This is a genomic window from Exiguobacterium sp. N4-1P (assembly GCF_002214325.1).
The window spans coordinates 1,076,589-1,093,021 of sequence record NZ_CP022236.1 but is presented as its reverse complement, the minus strand read 5'-3'; the positions used below and the strand labels follow the sequence as shown (position 1 = coordinate 1,093,021).

20 protein-coding genes are annotated in these 16,433 nt (G+C 47.4%); 7 read left to right on the top strand and 13 right to left on the bottom strand.

What is annotated here, in order from left to right:
* Positions 1-37 precede the first annotated feature (37 nt).
* The 4 genes from tkt to A0126_RS05520 form a co-directional block, all read right to left on the bottom strand.
* Positions 38-2,026 (bottom strand): transketolase, encoded by a 1,989-nt coding sequence (gene tkt / locus A0126_RS05535; protein WP_088836762.1) that lies wholly within the window; start codon positions 2,024-2,026, stop codon positions 38-40.
* 207 nt (positions 2,027-2,233) lie between these two features.
* Positions 2,234-2,470, bottom strand: coding sequence for a DUF896 domain-containing protein (locus A0126_RS05530; protein ID WP_029333302.1), 237 nt, complete (start codon positions 2,468-2,470; stop codon positions 2,234-2,236).
* A 113-nt stretch (positions 2,471-2,583) separates the two neighbouring features.
* Entirely contained in the window at positions 2,584-3,237 is a 654-nt protein-coding gene (locus A0126_RS05525) for a YneB family resolvase-like protein (protein ID WP_088836761.1), read from the bottom strand.
* A 46-nt stretch (positions 3,238-3,283) separates the two neighbouring features.
* The gene (locus tag A0126_RS05520) at positions 3,284-3,571 is read right to left on the bottom strand and encodes a cell division suppressor protein YneA (protein WP_029333299.1); all 288 of its coding nucleotides are present in this window, start codon (positions 3,569-3,571) and stop codon (positions 3,284-3,286) included.
* 206 nt (positions 3,572-3,777) lie between these two features.
* Here A0126_RS05520 and lexA point away from each other — a divergent pair, with 206 nt between their 5' ends.
* From lexA to glpK, 4 genes are all read left to right on the top strand, one after another.
* The gene (gene lexA, locus A0126_RS05515; protein WP_029333297.1) at positions 3,778-4,392 is read left to right on the top strand and encodes a transcriptional repressor LexA; all 615 of its coding nucleotides are present in this window, start codon (positions 3,778-3,780) and stop codon (positions 4,390-4,392) included.
* 30 nt (positions 4,393-4,422) lie between these two features.
* Positions 4,423-4,896, top strand: a complete 474-nt coding sequence (locus A0126_RS05510; protein WP_088836760.1) for a metal-binding protein — start codon at positions 4,423-4,425, stop codon at positions 4,894-4,896.
* Between the two features lie 178 nt (positions 4,897-5,074).
* A complete protein-coding gene (locus A0126_RS05505; RefSeq protein ID WP_088836759.1) occupies positions 5,075-5,776 on the top strand; it encodes an MIP/aquaporin family protein in 702 nt (233 codons plus the stop codon).
* Positions 5,777-5,817: 41 nt separating this feature from the next.
* Positions 5,818-7,341: a glycerol kinase GlpK gene (gene glpK / locus A0126_RS05500; RefSeq protein ID WP_088836758.1), complete on the top strand. Its 1,524-nt coding sequence runs from the start codon at positions 5,818-5,820 to the stop codon at positions 7,339-7,341.
* A gap of 186 nt (positions 7,342-7,527) precedes the next feature.
* Here the strand turns inward: glpK and dhaM are convergent, their stop codons facing one another.
* Genes dhaM through dhaK form a run of 3 tightly spaced genes read right to left on the bottom strand, consistent with a single transcriptional unit; the run spans position 7,528 to position 9,500 of the window.
* Positions 7,528-7,893, bottom strand: coding sequence for a dihydroxyacetone kinase phosphoryl donor subunit DhaM (gene dhaM, locus A0126_RS05495; protein WP_088836757.1), 366 nt, complete (start codon positions 7,891-7,893; stop codon positions 7,528-7,530).
* Positions 7,886-8,488: a dihydroxyacetone kinase subunit DhaL gene (gene dhaL, locus A0126_RS05490; RefSeq protein WP_029333286.1), complete on the bottom strand. Its 603-nt coding sequence runs from the start codon at positions 8,486-8,488 to the stop codon at positions 7,886-7,888. The genes dhaM and dhaL overlap by 8 nt, the downstream gene beginning before the upstream one ends.
* Before the next feature lie 43 nt (positions 8,489-8,531).
* Positions 8,532-9,500: a dihydroxyacetone kinase subunit DhaK gene (gene dhaK, locus A0126_RS05485; protein WP_029333284.1), complete on the bottom strand. Its 969-nt coding sequence runs from the start codon at positions 9,498-9,500 to the stop codon at positions 8,532-8,534.
* Positions 9,501-9,667: 167 nt separating this feature from the next.
* On the opposite strand from dhaK, the gene A0126_RS05480 reads away from it, so the two are divergent.
* From A0126_RS05480 to A0126_RS19110, 3 genes are all read left to right on the top strand, one after another.
* On the top strand, positions 9,668-10,369 hold the full coding sequence (locus A0126_RS05480) for an AzlC family ABC transporter permease (RefSeq protein ID WP_088836756.1): 702 nt from the start codon (positions 9,668-9,670) through the stop codon (positions 10,367-10,369).
* Positions 10,348-10,674: an AzlD domain-containing protein gene (locus A0126_RS05475; protein ID WP_088836755.1), complete on the top strand. Its 327-nt coding sequence runs from the start codon at positions 10,348-10,350 to the stop codon at positions 10,672-10,674. The genes A0126_RS05480 and A0126_RS05475 overlap by 22 nt, the downstream gene beginning before the upstream one ends.
* A gap of 87 nt (positions 10,675-10,761) precedes the next feature.
* Entirely contained in the window at positions 10,762-10,938 is a 177-nt protein-coding gene (locus A0126_RS19110; protein ID WP_157898466.1) for a hypothetical protein, read from the top strand.
* Positions 10,939-10,987: 49 nt separating this feature from the next.
* Here the strand turns inward: A0126_RS19110 and A0126_RS05470 are convergent, their stop codons facing one another.
* The 6 genes from A0126_RS05470 to hflX all read right to left on the bottom strand — a co-directional run bounded on the left by A0126_RS05470 (position 10,988) and on the right by hflX (position 16,396).
* Entirely contained in the window at positions 10,988-11,263 is a 276-nt protein-coding gene (locus A0126_RS05470; RefSeq protein ID WP_088836754.1) for a GNAT family N-acetyltransferase, read from the bottom strand.
* A complete protein-coding gene (locus tag A0126_RS05465) occupies positions 11,238-11,474 on the bottom strand; it encodes a (4Fe-4S)-binding protein (RefSeq protein ID WP_088836753.1) in 237 nt (78 codons plus the stop codon). Before A0126_RS05465 ends, A0126_RS05470 begins: the two co-directional genes overlap by 26 nt.
* 466 nt (positions 11,475-11,940) lie before the next feature.
* On the bottom strand, positions 11,941-13,287 hold the full coding sequence (gene glnA / locus A0126_RS05455) for a type I glutamate--ammonia ligase (protein WP_088836751.1): 1,347 nt from the start codon (positions 13,285-13,287) through the stop codon (positions 11,941-11,943).
* A 49-nt stretch (positions 13,288-13,336) separates the two neighbouring features.
* The gene (locus A0126_RS05450) at positions 13,337-13,735 is read right to left on the bottom strand and encodes a MerR family transcriptional regulator (protein WP_029333272.1); all 399 of its coding nucleotides are present in this window, start codon (positions 13,733-13,735) and stop codon (positions 13,337-13,339) included.
* Between the two features lie 139 nt (positions 13,736-13,874).
* Positions 13,875-15,152 (bottom strand): methionine gamma-lyase family protein, encoded by a 1,278-nt coding sequence (locus A0126_RS05445; RefSeq protein ID WP_088836750.1) that lies wholly within the window; start codon positions 15,150-15,152, stop codon positions 13,875-13,877.
* A gap of 2 nt (positions 15,153-15,154) precedes the next feature.
* Positions 15,155-16,396 carry a GTPase HflX gene (gene hflX, locus A0126_RS05440; protein WP_088836749.1) on the bottom strand — a complete coding sequence of 414 codons (1,242 nt, stop codon included), beginning with the start codon at positions 16,394-16,396 and terminating at the stop codon, positions 15,155-15,157.
* Positions 16,397-16,433 lie beyond the last annotated feature (37 nt).

Genomic DNA, 16,433 nt, shown 5'->3' with positions numbered 1-16,433 from the left:
CATGAAAAAGGTGCGCATGAACGCGCACCTGTTCCACTTATCCGAGTTGCTTGACTGTTTCCAAGATATTTTCGACAGACATGCCGTACTCTTTTAATAGAAGGTCTCCTGGAGCCGATGCGCCGAAACGATCGATTCCGATGACTTGTCCTTCTGTTCCCACGTACTTGTACCAACCGAGTGACGCGCCTGCTTCGATCGCAAGACGTTTCGTGATCCGTTTTGGTAAGACAGATTCTTTGTACTCAGCTGTTTGCGCTTCGAACAACTCCCATGATGGAAGTGAAACGACCGCAACCTTTTCACCCAGTTGTTTTTGTGCTTCGACGAGCAAGTGAACTTCTGAACCCGTTCCCATCAAGATTGTATCTGCTGTGTTTACGTCACCTGCGATGACATAACCACCCTTTTCAGCACCTTCGACTGTCGTGCCTTCAAGTTCAGGTAAACCTTGGCGTGTCATAACGAGCAACGTCGGTTTGTTTTTCGATTGAACAGCTGTTTTCCAAGCGGCAATCGTTTCTTTTCCGTCTGCCGGACGATAGACCGTCAAGTTCGGCATCGCACGGAAACTCATCAAGTGTTCGACTGGCTCGTGTGTTGGACCATCTTCTCCCACTGCGATCGAGTCATGCGTCAAGACGAAGATTGATTGAATCCCCATCAATGCTGCAAGACGGACTGCCGGGCGCAAGTAATCTGAGAAGACGAAGAATGTCGCACCGTAAGGGATGACGCCACCGTGAAGTGCCATTCCGTTGACAGCTGCTGCCATCGCGAACTCACGGACACCGAACCAAATGTTACGGCCGCTTGGATCGATATCGAAGTCAGCTTCGCCTTTTAGCATCGTGTTGTTCGAACCAGCTAAGTCAGCTGATCCACCGAAGATTGATGGAATATTTTTCGCAAGAGCGTTTAAGACTTCCCCACTCGTCTGACGTGTTGCTTTTTTCGATGTCAGATCATATGTCGGAAGATCTGCTTCCCAGTTGCTCGGCAATTCATTGTTGATCGCTTGAACAAGCTCAGCGTGCAATTCCGGATGTGCTGCTTTGTATTGCTCCATTTTTTCCGTCCATGCTGCTTCTGTATCAGCGCCACGTTTTTCGATGCGCTCCTCGAACAAGTCTTTGACTTCTTCCGGTACATAGAATTCTTCATGATCCCAAACGTAGCTTGCTTTCGTCAACTTGATTTCCGCATCGCCGAGTGGTGCACCGTGTGAAGCCGATTTCCCTGATTTGTTCGGCGAACCGAATCCGATAACCGTTTTGACTTCGATCAATGTCGGTTTTGTTGTTTCCGCTTTCGCCGCGTCGAGTGCTTTTGAAATCGAATCGATATCCGTTCCATCTTCAACACGGATGACTTGCCAGTTGTATGCTTCAAAACGTTGTTGGACGTTTTCAGAGAATGACTTGTCCAAGTCACCATCTAACGAGATGTCGTTTGAATCATACAGGACGACGAGTTTACCAAGACCTAAATGTCCTGCGAGTGAAGCCGCTTCTGCAGAGACACCTTCCATTAAATCACCGTCTCCGCAAATTCCATACGTGAAGTGATCGACGACGTTTAAGTCGTCACGGTTGTATTTGGCTTCGAGGTGACGTTCTGCCATCGCCATCCCGACAGCCATCGCGATGCCTTGTCCGAGTGGACCAGTCGTCGCATCGACACCTGCTGTGTGACGGTATTCCGGGTGACCCGGTGTTTTTGAGTTCCATTGACGGAATGACTTCAAGTCATCCATCGCGAGGTCGTATCCTGATAAATGGAGGAGTGAGTAGAGAAGCATTGAACCGTGTCCTGCTGAAAGTACAAAACGGTCACGGTTAAACCATTCTGGATTTTTAGGGTTGTGGTTCATATGATCCGCCCATAATGTAAATGCCATCGGTGCTGCACCCATCGGCATTCCCGGGTGGCCCGAGTTCGCTTTTTGTACTGCATCAATTGATAAGGTACGAATCGTATTTACTGCTAATAATTCTACTGTTGTCATGTTCGTCAAAACAATCATCCTCTCTCTTTTTCACAAATTCTATATCATTTTAGCACACACAGAAATGTGATACAACTTTTCTAAATAGTATGTCACATTAAAATGAATGCGCTCTCTATTGCCCTTTTCAAGCGACTTTCATGATACACATTACTGATTTTCCCATTAAAAAAGCTACCTCGCTCACGGATTGAGCGACGCAGCTTTCGTTCATACAAAACTTGCTTACTGTTTATTGCGTTCTTCTTCTTGTGCTTGCTTCAATTTTTCAGGCGTAACATCCGTTCCTTCTTCATCAACGATTTTGATACCCATCATTTGATTTTTGAACGAACCACGAAATGCTTCTAAATAGGCCGTTCTTAATTCTTTTTGTTCCGCCGTCTCAGCTTCCGTTAACGGTTCGACTTTTGATTTATTAGCAAGTTCATTAATTCGATCGAGTTGTTCTTGTGATAACATAATATCCCTCTTTCTCTTTGACTCAACGCGGAGCACTTTAATAGTAACCTTACTGTAAAAGACCCGAAAAAAAAAAGCAAGTTTGTCGCGTCAAGATGACACAACACCTGCTTTCATTCATAAGACTGGACAACTTCTTTATATTCAAGATAACGCCGGTTGACCGTCGCTTTCGAAATATCATGCCCCATGCCGCGTAAGGTCGTCGCGATGTCAGCAAACGTCAAACCAAGTTCACGTAATCGAACGATTTCTTCAATCGGGACTTCCTTTCGACTGCGGCCGGCATTCTCGCCTTGCCGATTAAGATTTTGTTCGGGTCTAAAACCATTATCGACAGCCCGTCGCATACCGCGTGCGATTTTTGCATTGTGGAGCTTACGCTGGTATTCCTCAACGAGTGAAACGATCTCGAGGACCATTGCTTCCGCATCCGCCAGTTGGTATTCACCGTCTGACTCCATCGTCATCAACTGGACATCATGTTTTTTGAACGTATGCAAAATCGCGATTTTGGCGTTTCCTCGTCCGATTCGTGTATCGTCCGTCACGAGCACCGCTTCCACCAGATGACGCGTTACATAATCAAGAACGGTTAACATCCCTTCTCGCTCTACATCATAGCCACTTTCTTTTTCGACGATGATATCTATGATTTCAAATCCTTTTGTTAAAGCGAGTCCCGACAGTTCTGCTCTTTGCCGCTCCAGTGAGCTCTCTTGTGCTTCTTTTTCCGTCGAGACGCGACAGTAGATTACTACTTTCATCGTACCTCACACCCCTGTTCGTTCATTCAACAACTTTTATATTCTGTCATTGTTGTGCGATTGGTACAACGATTTTGTCTTTCGAAATGACATGTTTTGTTTCGAGCTCATTGTTCTTGATCAGCCAGTCGATGTATTCCTGGTTCGTCATCGAACCATCATTGTAGACTTCTGCAACTTGTTCGACCGTTACGTTCTCATCAACCGTGACTGACGCCGTGAGTAATTGGTGTACCTTTTCATCTGGTCGTGGTGTTAAAAGAAAAAGAATGAAAGCAAAACTGAGCGTATAAAACAGAATTGAAAAGGCATGAGTACGAATAGAATGAATCATCATGAATCCCTCCAAATAGGTTATTAGAATAAATGTTCTCGGAACAATTGTTCGCATAATCTATAATAAACACAGAACCAGTGTTCGGTCAACACAAAAACATCGAACAATTGTTTGTGCGCTCATTTGTTCTATGTTATAGTAATTCTAGAAACATATATTCCTAAATCCTAAAAAAACCAATCCGGAAAGAGGTGGCAATTCGTATGCGGAAAATGTCTAAACGTCAACAAGAAATCCTTGACTACATCATCGCTGAAGTGAAGTTAAAGGGCTATCCACCTTCAGTTCGCGAAATTGGTGAAGCTGTTGGTCTTGCTTCAAGCTCAACGGTACACGGTCATTTGGATCGTCTAGAAAAACGTGGACTGATTCGCCGTGACCCGACGAAACCACGCGCGATTGAAATATTGCTTGATAAACCTGAAGAAATCAACGAAGCGATCGTCCATGTCCCCGTTATCGGCAAGGTAACTGCCGGACTTCCGATCACTGCGATTGAAAACATAGAAGAGCATTTCCCACTCCCTGCACATTATGTAGGAAATGAAACCGTCTTTATGTTGACGATTGATGGCGAATCGATGATTAATGCAGGTATTCTTGATGGCGATCGTGTTATCGTGCGTCAACAAAACACAGCAGAAAACGGGGAGATTGTCGTTGCGATGACCGAAGATAGTGAAGCGACAGTCAAACGGTTCTTCTTAGAAGATCAACAGGTACGTCTTCAACCAGAAAATGACTCGATGGACCCGATGTATTTCGATAACGTGTCGATTCTTGGCAAGGTCATCGGCGTTTACCGGACGATTCACTAAGAGAGGGACCAGCTAAGCTGGTCTTTTTTCATGCCTTCTGGAAATGTACATGATACGGTCAACTCCGTTGCCCTAACGGGATATGTTGTTTATTCGGTCGCAACGAACCAAACGGATTGGCTCCCGACCGCTGTCGGAATCGCCGTCGGGACCTTATGGCTTTCGCCCGACTTAGACTTAAAATCGGAACCTTACTATCGTTTTGGCCCTTTGCGTGTCCTTTGGATGCCATACGTTAAAATTATGCCGCACCGCTCCATCTGGTCGCATGGCTTAATCATCGGAGATGTCATCCGCCTACTCTACAGTGCCGCTTTATTGATTCCGCTACTCTTTTTAGCCTTCTATAGTGAAATCATCCAAGCAAGCACGGTCGACTCATTGATTGACGTCATGCCTGCTTTTATTATCGGTGTGATGACCGCAAGTACGATTCATATCATCCTTGATCATACGAGTAGTTGGTTCCGCCCTAAAAAGAAACGAAAAAAACGTCGATCCTGACTTTTTCCATTCAATCATGGAAAAAGTCTTTTTATTATCCAATTCTAATTTTTTTAAACCTAAATATTGAAAATTTCGATTCCTATATTTCAATTATTTGTATTGAAAACGTTATCAATTCGGGTTAGGTTTAAATAGAAAGGCATTATTCGCTTTAATCCAAAGGGAGGGTTTTTGCATGAGTAATTTTATTAGTGAGATGATGGGAACATTGATTCTCGTCCTACTCGGGGATGGCGTCGTCGCCGGTGTCGTTCTGAAGAAAACCAAGTCTGAAAATGGTGGCTGGATTGTCATCACGCTCGCTTGGGGTCTCGCCGTTATGACCGGTGTTTACGTCGCGGCATCCAGTGGTGCCCACTTGAACCCAGCGGTTACTTTGTCGCTCGCGCTCAATTCTGACTTACCGTGGGCAGATGTACCTATCTATATCGCTGCTCAACTTGTCGGAGCATTCCTTGGCGCAGTACTCGTTTGGCTTCATTACATGAAACATTTTGAAGCGACAGAAGATCAAGCCGCAAAACTCGGTGTCTTCGCGACAGGTCCAGCAATCCGTCATACGGGATCAAACTTAGTATCTGAGATCATCGGGACATTCGTTCTCGTCTTTGGTATCTTGGCGCTTGGAGCGAATACGTTTGCAGACGGACTCAATCCATTGATCGTCGGTCTCCTCGTAGTCGTCATCGGTCTTTCGCTCGGTGGTACGACGGGTTATGCAATCAACCCTGCCCGTGACCTTGGTCCACGTATCGCCCACGCGATCTTACCGATTCCGGGTAAGGGATCATCAGACTGGGGTTACTCATGGATTCCGATTGTCGGACCAATCATCGGAGGCGCAATCGCCGTCTTCATCTATCAACTGCTATTTTGATTGAGCATTAGGTATCTTAACTATTCAAGGGGGACTCACAGATGGAAAACAAGTATATTTTAGCACTCGACCAAGGAACGACAAGCTCACGCGCCATCATTTTCGATCATGATGGTCAAATCGTCAACTCTGCTCAACGTGAATTCAAACAATACTTCCCACAACCAGGCTGGGTCGAGCATGATGCAAATGAAATCTGGGGTTCGATTTTAGCAGTCATGGCGGATGCACTCGGAACGGCTGACATCAAACCGAGTCAAATCGCGAGCATCGGAATTACGAACCAACGTGAAACGACAGTCGTCTGGAACAAGGAAACGGGAAAACCAGTTTATCATGCCCTTGTCTGGCAATCGCGTCAAACGGCCGACATTTGTGATGAGCTAAAAGAACAAGGACTCAATCAAAAATTCCGCGATAAAACTGGCTTACTCATCGATGCCTACTTCTCAGGAACAAAAGTCAAATGGATTCTAGATAACGTCGATGGTGCACGTGAGCAAGCAGAGAACGGGGAACTGCTCTTCGGTACAATCGATACGTGGCTCGTCTGGAAGCTCTCAGGTGGAAAAACACATATCACAGACTACACGAATGCCTCACGGACACTCATGTACAACATTTACGAACAACAATGGGATGACGAGTTACTTGAAATCCTGACAGTCCCTAAATCGATGTTGCCAGAAGTCCGTCAATCAAGTGAAGTCTACGACAACACAGTCCCGTATCACTTCTTCGGCTTCGAAGTTCCAATCGCCGGCATCGCCGGTGACCAACAAGCTGCCTTGTTCGGTCAAACGTGCTTTGAACCGGGCGAAGGGAAAAACACATACGGTACAGGTTGCTTCATGTTGATGAATACGGGCGAAAAAGCCGTTTCTTCAGACCACGGACTCTTGACGACGATCGCTTGGGGCGTCGACGGCAAAGTGGAATACGCACTCGAAGGTTCAATCTTCGTTGCCGGTTCTGCAATCCAGTGGTTGCGTGACGGTCTCCGAATGTTGAAAAATGCAAAAGACTCAGAAGGCTACGCTTTGAAAGTCGATTCAACAGACGGTGTCTACGTCGTTCCTGCTTTCGTTGGTCTTGGTGCACCGTACTGGGATAGCGACGTTCGCGGTGCCATCTTCGGATTGACACGCGGGACGGAAAAAGAGCACTTTGTCCGCGCAACACTCGAGTCACTCGCTTACCAAACTCGCGACGTCTTGACAGCGATGCAGCAAGATTCCGGCATCGAACTGAAAACGTTACGCGTCGACGGTGGTGCCGTTGCCAACGACTTCTTGATGCAATTCCAATCGGATATTCTCGGTGTTCCAGTTGACCGCCCGGAAATCAATGAGACGACGGCACTCGGTGCAGCCTACCTCGCTGGACTCGCTGTCGGCTATTGGAAAGATAAAGCTGAAATCAAAAAGCAGTGGAAACTCAACCATCAATTCACACCTGAAATGAAAGAAGACGATCGCGAAAAACGTTATGCCGGATGGCAAAAAGCGGTCGAAGCGACAATGGCATTCACACCGAACAAAAAAGCAGCCAACGCAAACGTCTAATCGAACAACGATGACTTTTGCACCACTCTATTAAAAAGAAGCGATTTCGATATCACTCGAAATCGCTTTTTTTTTTGTCTTTGACCTCTTAATTCATACACCTTCTCAATCCACACTAAAGAACTCCCCTCTAAGCGAACAGGCAGATACCTGACTTAGAAGGGAGATCGGTCTTACGCGAATCATTTAGGCGAATTCATTTTTCAATCCGTCAACGACTTCAGTCAGTGACTTCGATTGACCACTTAAAACAGCCGCGAGGAATGCCCCTTCGACGAGCGGCGCCTCGACAAATTGGACTGTTTTATCACCGCTATACAGTTCAAGGGCCAACTCCGTATTCATTGTTGCAGAACCGATATCCGTCAAGATAACACCGTCATCGTCGAGCGCATTCAACGTCTCTTCAATGCGCGAAGCATCTGTCCCGATGCTTCCATCCGCTAAACCGGCCGCTAGCAGGATTGGTGTATCCGGTGCCATTTCGGCAAGCAGTTCCTTTAGACCAGTCGCCAGTTTTTCACTGTGTGAAACGAGAATTACATTAACCATGTAGCACCTCCACGATTTCTTGTAACAAGAGTGCACTCGATAAAGAACCTGGATCTTGCACGCCGACTGTCGCGTCTCCAAAGTAGGAAGCCCGCCCTTTCGTCGCGACACGTTCTTTTGTATCACGGAGCGCTTGTTCGAGTGCAGCGTTTAAATCCGCCTCTTTGCTCAAGGCCTCATGGAAAGGTGTCCAAATGTCGACCATTGTTTTCTGACCGAATTCAGACTTTCCACGCATCTTGATGCCTTCCGTCGCTTCAACAAAAGCTTGTGCCAGTTCTTGCCCTTCCACTTCTTTTTTCCCTTTAAAGGCTCCGGCGAACTTGACGAACGCTGTTCCGTATAACGGACCAGACGCCCCACCGACCGTCTTGATTAACGTCATCCCAACTTGTTTTGACAAATCACCTAAATCTTCATACTCACCATGTGCTTCTAGTTCTTTTTGGACGGCTTGAAAACCACGTGACATGTTAATCCCGTGATCACCGTCGCCGATTTCACGATCAAGATCGGTCAGTTCATCTTTATGGGCTTCAATCTGTGCTGCTGCCTTCAGTAAGCTTTCACGAAACTGTTCTGTCGTTAACTTCATTTCAATCCACCTCTTCTATTTCTTTTAAAAATTTTTAGTTTGATTAAAAACCGATTGCATTCGTTTTTGCGTCAAGGTAACCGACGAGCTCATCGTCGACCGGAAGTAACGTAATCGAGAAACCGTGCATCTCAAGCGATGTCATATAGTTTCCAACGTATGGACGGACGATGTCGTAGCCTTTTGCTTGTAATTGTTCCGCGACATACTTGTAGGTGATGTAGAGTTCCGATTCCGGCGTTCCACCCATACCATTGACCATGACAGCGACTTTTTTGTCTGTTACTTCTGCTGTCAGTCGGTCGAGCAGTTCCGTGACGATTGCTTCAACGGACGCAACCGGTTTCCGGTCGATTCCTTTTTCACCATGGATTCCAATTCCGATTTCCATCTCATCTTCATGTAAGTCGAAACCAGGTTTTCCGCTTTCCGGCATGTAACACGGTGAAAGTGCCATCCCAATCGAACGCACGCTTCCGATGACTTTCTCGGCAATTGCTTTGACTTCAGCAAGCGACTTGCCTTCCGCCGCTGCCGCACCAGCAATTTTATGGACAAAGACTGTACCCGCGACACCGCGGCGATCTTCTTCTTTTTTGATGGCGATGTCATCCTTTACGACAACCGTCTCGACTTCGATATCTTCAAGTTCTGCCAGTTCCTTCGCCATATCAAAGTTCATGACGTCCCCGGAATAGTTTTTAACGACGAGAAGTACGCCTTTACCAGCGTCTGCTGCCTTGATCCCTTCAAGGACCATATCTGGTGTCGGCGAGGTGAAGACCTCTCCACAAACTGCTGCAGCTAACATCCCGTCACCAATGAAACCAGCATGGGCTGGCTCATGCCCACTGCCGCCACCCGAAACGAGGGCAACTTTTCCGTTCAGTGGTTCTTTTCGTTTTACGACATTGACGCCGTCGACTTTCGCATATAAATCCGGATGAGCTAAAACGAGACCTTCCACCATATCTGATACGAATCGGTTGGCATCTTGCATTAATTTATCCATCTTGAACGCTCCTTCGTCTAACGAATTTTTGCACTACCACTTAGTCTTTACCACAATTCAAGCAAACTTATGTCAAGAAAACATATGAAAATATTGACCACTTAGTGTCCATTTTTGAGTACGGATGCTATGCTCATCTTACATGTCAAAAAAGGAGGAATTGTATCGTGTCTTCTTCATTCCAAGCAGGAATCAAAGCCTGTTTACCAACTGTTCTCGGTTATCTCGGAATCGGCTTTTCTGCCGGCATCGTCGGTCGTGCCTCCGGTTTATCCCCTCTTGAAGTCGGATTCATGTCCGTCTTCATTTACGCCGGTGCCGCCCAGTTCATCATCACAAGTCTTTTATTATTGAATAGTCCCGCTTCTGCCATCATCCTGACGACGTTCATCGTCAATCTCAGGCACTTATTGATGAGTCTGACGCTTGCACCGCATGTTGAGACCCGGCATATCCGTGATCGGATCGGCGTCGGGACATTACTGACAGATGAGTCGTTCGCTGTCGCGATGAATACTGCGCAAAAAGGAACGCTTTCCCCGTCTTTCATGCACGGCTTGAACCTGACTGCGTATCTCAGCTGGATCGTCGCAACTGTTCTCGGAGCACTCGTCGGCAGTTGGTTCCCTGATCCGGAGCGCTTCGGTCTCGACTTTGCCCTGACGGCGATGTTCATCGGCTTATTGTACTTACAGTTCGAAGGAGAACGTTCCCGCATTGCCGTGAACAGTTGCCTCTTACTGATCGTCTTACTATTGCTTTACATAACCATGCGCTACTTTTCTCCAGAAGTCGCCGTTCTTTGCGCGACGCTCGGTGGTGCAAGTATAGGAGTCGTGATCACACGATGGAAATCCGTCCAGAATTAATCGCTCTTTTTTTAGCTTGTGGACTCGTCACTTGGATTCCACGCGTCTTACCGTTTCTTGTCCTTCATGGACTGACGTTACCACGCCTCGTAACGGAATGGCTCTCCTTCATTCCGGTCTGCCTGCTTGGTGCCCTCTTTTTTCAAAATCTACTCATCGCGCAAGACGACGCGTTTCCGACGATTTCGACGCTTCATGTCTTCGCAGCACTACCGACGATGGCGGTGGCAATTTTCAGCAAAAGTCTATCCTGGACGGTCGTGACCGGTGTCGTCACCATGGCATTTCTACGATTGTATCTGTAAGCACCTCATTCATCTTTAACATGTTTCGATGCATCTCTTGTGTTATTTTTAAAATAAAAATTAATGGATAGTGAAGGAGGTCCTGATGTGCCGAATAAGCAGTTTGTATCCTATTTGATATTGCTGTGCGCGATTTTTCTGATCGCGAGTCAAATGGATATCCCCTATATGCTAAAACAAGGACTGGTCGCGTTGTACGTCGTCGCCTATTTCGGCGCGATGGTTGTTTCTCGCAAAATGAAAGTCAGGGCTCACAAACAATGACTCGAAAAAATCTCCTCTGGTCTTGAGAGACTGGAGGAGATTTTTGTGTTCACGTATTTGCTTGTACGTCCTGATAATCCGATTGATGTTCAAACTCTTTTTTCGCAAACGGACATAACGGCAGTAGCTTGACGTTAACTTCCCGTGCCCAGTTGACGATTTCGGCAACGAGTTGTTCGCCGATTTGCTGGTTCCGGTGCGCGGGATCGACATACGTATGATCGATGATCCACATGCCGTTGTTCGTGTCGCTGTAGGTGATTTCTCCAATCACTGCACCTTCCTGATGCGCTTCGATTTTACGTTCTGCTCGTTTCAGTTCCATTTGCTTCCCTCCGTTCATAAGATAAAGCACCACTTGGACAGCCATCAATCACACGCATGACTTCTTCTGCTTCCGCACGGTTCGCTTCAATCCATGGTCGTTTTTTGACATCGAACACGCTAGGCAGGCTCTTGACGCAGTGACCGGAATGAATGCACACTTCTGGATCAAAGTAGACAGTCACGTCTTTTCCCTCATAGCCTTTCTTCATATGGAACGCCTCCTTAGTATATTTTTCTATTCCTTAAATAGACGCATGCACCTTTCGAAAATCAAAAAATTAATAAAATCACAAAAATGTAAGCATCCATCAATTGAATTCTCACAAAAAACGCCCGAAATAAATTCAGACGTTCCAGGCTGTAGATAAACTCTAATGAAAGGTTTATACCGATATGCTTGCGTGTTGCACTTTCCTGTCTCGTCTCATCTTCAAAACGGCTGCACGACGGTCTAAAAAGCATCTCTCTTCCGTTGACTCCTACGGGAAAAAGTGCGTTTTTAACGCACTGTCAGAGGCAGGCAAGACCCTGCTCATTGTCCGAGAGGATCAAGGAGCAACGGCTTGCGCCTCGCCCGAGGAAAGCAACGGAAAAGAGAGATGCTTTTATCACTTTATGTTGCTTTGTCCACACGCTAAAAAACGCCCGAAATAAATTCGGGCGTTTCCAGTAGACTTAGAACAAGACCATGTACTGATCGCGTTCCCATTCCGTGACTTGTGTCCGGAACATATCCCACTCGATTTCTTTGAGCTCAACGAAGTGTTCCGCGATGTGATCGCCGAGTGCGTGCATGACGACGTCATCTGCTTTGAGTACTTCGAGTGCATGGCTGAGTGTTGATGGTAAATCATCGATGCCGTTCGCAACACGTTCTGGTTTGTCCATGACGTAGATGTTACGGTCGATTGGTGCAGGTGCTTGCAAGTTGTTTTTGATTCCGTCAAGACCTGACGCAAGCAATGTCGCAAGTGCAAGGTACGGGTTAGCCGCCGGGTCAACTGAACGAACTTCGATTCGAGTTGAAAGACCACGTGCAGCAGGAACTCGGACGAGCGGTGAACGGTTACGGGCTGACCATGCGACGTAGCAAGGTGCTTCATAACCAGGAACAAGACGTTTGTACGAGTTGACTGTCGGGTTACAGACAGCTGTGAAGGCACGAGCGTGCTTCAGGATACCTGCTGTGAAGGCGCGTGCATCGTCAGAGAGTTGCATGTTGCTGTTCTCTTCGTCGAAGAAGACGTTTTCGTTTCCTTTGAAGAGGGACATGTTCGCATGCATACCTGAACCGTTGACACCGAAGAGCGGTTTCGGCATGAATGTCGCGTGCAAGTTATGTTTCGCAGCAATCGTCTTAACGACGAGTTTAAACGTTTGGATGTTATCGGCAGTCGTGATCGCATCCGCATATTTAAAGTCGATTTCGTGTTGACCCGGTGCGACTTCGTGGTGTGACGCTTCGATTTCAAAGCCCATGTTTTCGAGCTCGATGACGATTTCTTTACGGCAGTTCTCACCGAGATCGACAGGTGCGAGGTCGAAGTATCCACCTTGGTCGTTTAATTCAAGTGTCGGGCGACCGTTTTCATCCTTTTTGAAGAGGAAGAATTCCGGTTCTGGTCCGACGTTGAATGAAGAGAAACCAAGCTCTTCCATTTCTTTAAGTACGCGTTTCAATTGACCACGTGGATCACCTGAGAACGATGTGCCATCTGGATTGTGAATGTCACAAATGAGACGTGCGACTTTACCTGTTCCATCTTCAGTCCATGGGAAGACAACCCATGTATTTAAGTCTGGGAAGAGATACATATCTGATTCTTCGATCCGGACGAATCCTTCAATCGACGAACCATCGAACATCATCTTATTATCAAGTGCCTTCTCCAATTGACTTACTGGAATTTCAACGTTCTTGATTGTACCGAGGATATCTGTGAATTGTAGACGAATAAACCGTACGTCCTCAGCTTTAGCGATTTTCATAATGTCTTCTCGTGTAATGTTGCGGCGTGTCATGTAACAGTTCCCCTCTCCGATTCTGTTTTTCATATATGGTAACAGGTACTTACTTGAAGAAACGCCCGAGCTCACCTTGGATGAGCGACGTTTTTCCAGGTTGACCTGCTTCCTTCAGTTGATTTTTCAGGAGTTTATACAACTCTCCATCGGATAGTTCCGGACGTGTCTTGACGACCGTCTCCGCAACGCGTTCTCGTTTGATGAGATCATTGTCAAAAATCATTTTAATCCCTGCGATATTCAGTCCCTGATCCAAATATTCCTTGATCGACAGTAAACGATCAACATCGTTGAACGAGTAGAGGCGGCGTTTCGTCTCTGTCCGTTCCGGTTTGATCAGTCCCTGTTCTTCATAGTAACGGATCTGCCGGGCAGATAACGCGGTCAACTCTTGAACGACTCCGATCGGAAACAGTGGCTTGGACTGTCGTGTTACGTCTGCCATGTCGTTCCTCCTTTTTCCTTACTCCATGAGAATAAACCTCTGTGAGGCAAGTTGTCAAGCTATGTCAGGAAAGTTAACACAACTTTCCCACAAGTCAGACAACCTGTCATCAAAGGTCTTTTCACAGTTTGTAATTATTTTAAACCCGCGTTTGCGGAAGCAATTGTTTTTCCATCAAATGGTCGACGGCAGAAATGATGGCGATTTTGACGTGACTAAATGTCAACCCGCCTTGGACGTAAGCCGTATAGGGCGCACGAATCGGTCCGTCTGCCGACAATTCGATCGACGACCCTTGGATGAATGTCCCTGCTGCCATGATGACATCATCCGCATATCCGGGCATATAGTCCGGAATCGGTAAAGCATGAGCATTGACCGGTGACGCCGCTTGAATCGCCTGACAAAAGGCAATCATCGGTTCCGGGGCATGGAACGAGACCGATTGAATCAAATCCGTCCGCTCTGCTGCGTAATGCGGTGCCGTATCGAAACCGAACTGCTCCATCATGCTCGACGTGAACATTGCCCCCATCAATGCCTGGCTGACCGTGTGCGGCGCCATATAGAAGCCTTGATACATGTCTTGGAGCGAGTAGAGCGACGGTCCCGCTTCCGCGCCGATGCCCGGAGTCGTCATTCGGAACGATGCCCGTTCGATCAAGTCCGTCCGTCCGACGAGGTAGCCGCCAGTTTTCGCGAGACCCCCACCCGGATTTTTAATCAGTGAGCCTGCCATCAAGTCAGCCCCGACGTGGGTCGGTTCCATCGTCTCGACGAACTCGCCGTAACAGTTGTCAACAAAGACGATGACGTCCGGATGGACGGCTTTAATCGTCGCAATCGCGTGACCGATTTCTTCGACCGGTAAGCTGCGCCGTGTCGCATAACCTTTCGACCGTTGAATCCCGACGACTTTCGTCTTGCTTGTGATCCGGGCGAGAACGGCATCGATATCAATCGTCTCCGCCTGTTTCATCTCGACGACATCATAGGTGACACCGAGTTCTTTTAGCGAGCCCCGCCCGTCACCCCGGATGCCGACGATTTCCTCTAACGTGTCGTACGGTTTGCCTGTGATATACAGTAATTCGTCTCCCGGCAAGAGTAACCCGAACAACGCAATCCCGATCGCATGGGTCCCACTGATAATTTGCGCACGGCAAAGTCCGGCTTCTGCACCGAAGACGTCGGCATAAATCCGTTCGAGCGTATCGCGCCCTTCATCGTTATAGCCGTAACCTGTCGACGGCATGAAGTGAAAATCGCTGACTTTGTGTTTCCGGAACGCGTTCAAGACGCGAAACTGATTGTATTCCGCGATTTCTTGCGTCCGTTTGATCCCGGGAGCGATTCGCGTCTCCGCCGTCTCGATGAAGGGACGAATCGTTTCATAATGCGTTAATTCTGTAAACATGCTTACACCTCGTATTGTTTCAATGTCGAGTAGAGACGCGTGTCTTTACGCAAGTACCCTTTGAGCGTGACCGATCCATCCTCTTCATATTGTTCTTTTAAATTCATCATGACTTCTTTTGCCGGGTTGTAGTGGGCAAACGCCTCGACCGGAATCCGGATTTCGAGATATTCCAAAATCTCACTGATCGACTTTTCGATTTCGAGCGTTAACCGTTCGATATCAGTCGGATCGAGTGCTGAAATCAGCAATTTTCCGCCGGCGAACAAGTCTGTCAACTGGTCTTTTTTATTGAAGACTTCGAGTTGCGGAATATCACCCGCTCCGAGCTCATCGAGGACATCGTTCGTCGTCTGCATTTGGTTGAGATAATGTTCACTCGAAGCATCAATGACATGGAGGATTAAATCGGCTTCAAGCACTTCTTCCAGCGTCGAACGGAAGGCAGCAATCAGTTTCGTCGGAAGGTCCTGGATGAAACCAACCGTATCCGTCAACAGGATTTGTCCGCCTTCCGGTAAATCGAACTGACGTGTCAATGGATCGAGCGTCGCGAACAATTCATTTTTTTCATACGTGTCAGCATGCGTCAAGCGATTGAAAATCGTCGACTTCCCGGCATTCGTATACCCGACGAGCGCGATTTGGAACGTCTGATTTTCTTTACGGCGTTCCCGGTAACGCGCTCGGTGTGCGACCGATGTTTCGAGCTGTTTCTTGATTTCATCGACACGGCGACGGATGTGTCGACGGTCCGTCTCAAGTTTCGATTCACCCGGACCACGTGTCCCGATTCCGCCACCAAGACGTGACAGTTGCGTTCCTTGTCCACTGAGACGCGGTAACAAATAACTCATTTGCGCGAGCTCGACTTGAAGTTTCCCTTCCCGTGACTGAGCACGCCCGGCGAAGATATCGAGAATCAATTGGGTCCGGTCAATCAATTTGATCGATTCCGGGTCTTCAAGTGCAATCCGGATGTTCTTCATCTGACCGGGTGTGACTTCTGCATTAAAAATAATTAAATCCGGTTCGAGTTCTTCCGCTAGCGCGACCAGTTCCTCGACCTTCCCTTTTCCGATAAATGTACGCCGATCGACTGCCTGCCGTTTTTGATCGAGTCGTCCAACGACGACCCCGTGCGCAGTCGTGACGAGTGCTTCAAGCTCCGCGACCGATTCTGCATAAATATGGTCTGCCACATCGGGGAGCTGACAACCGACGACAATAACGCGTTCTGACATAAAATCATTCCTTTCAAGATAAAGACATTCTGCGTCC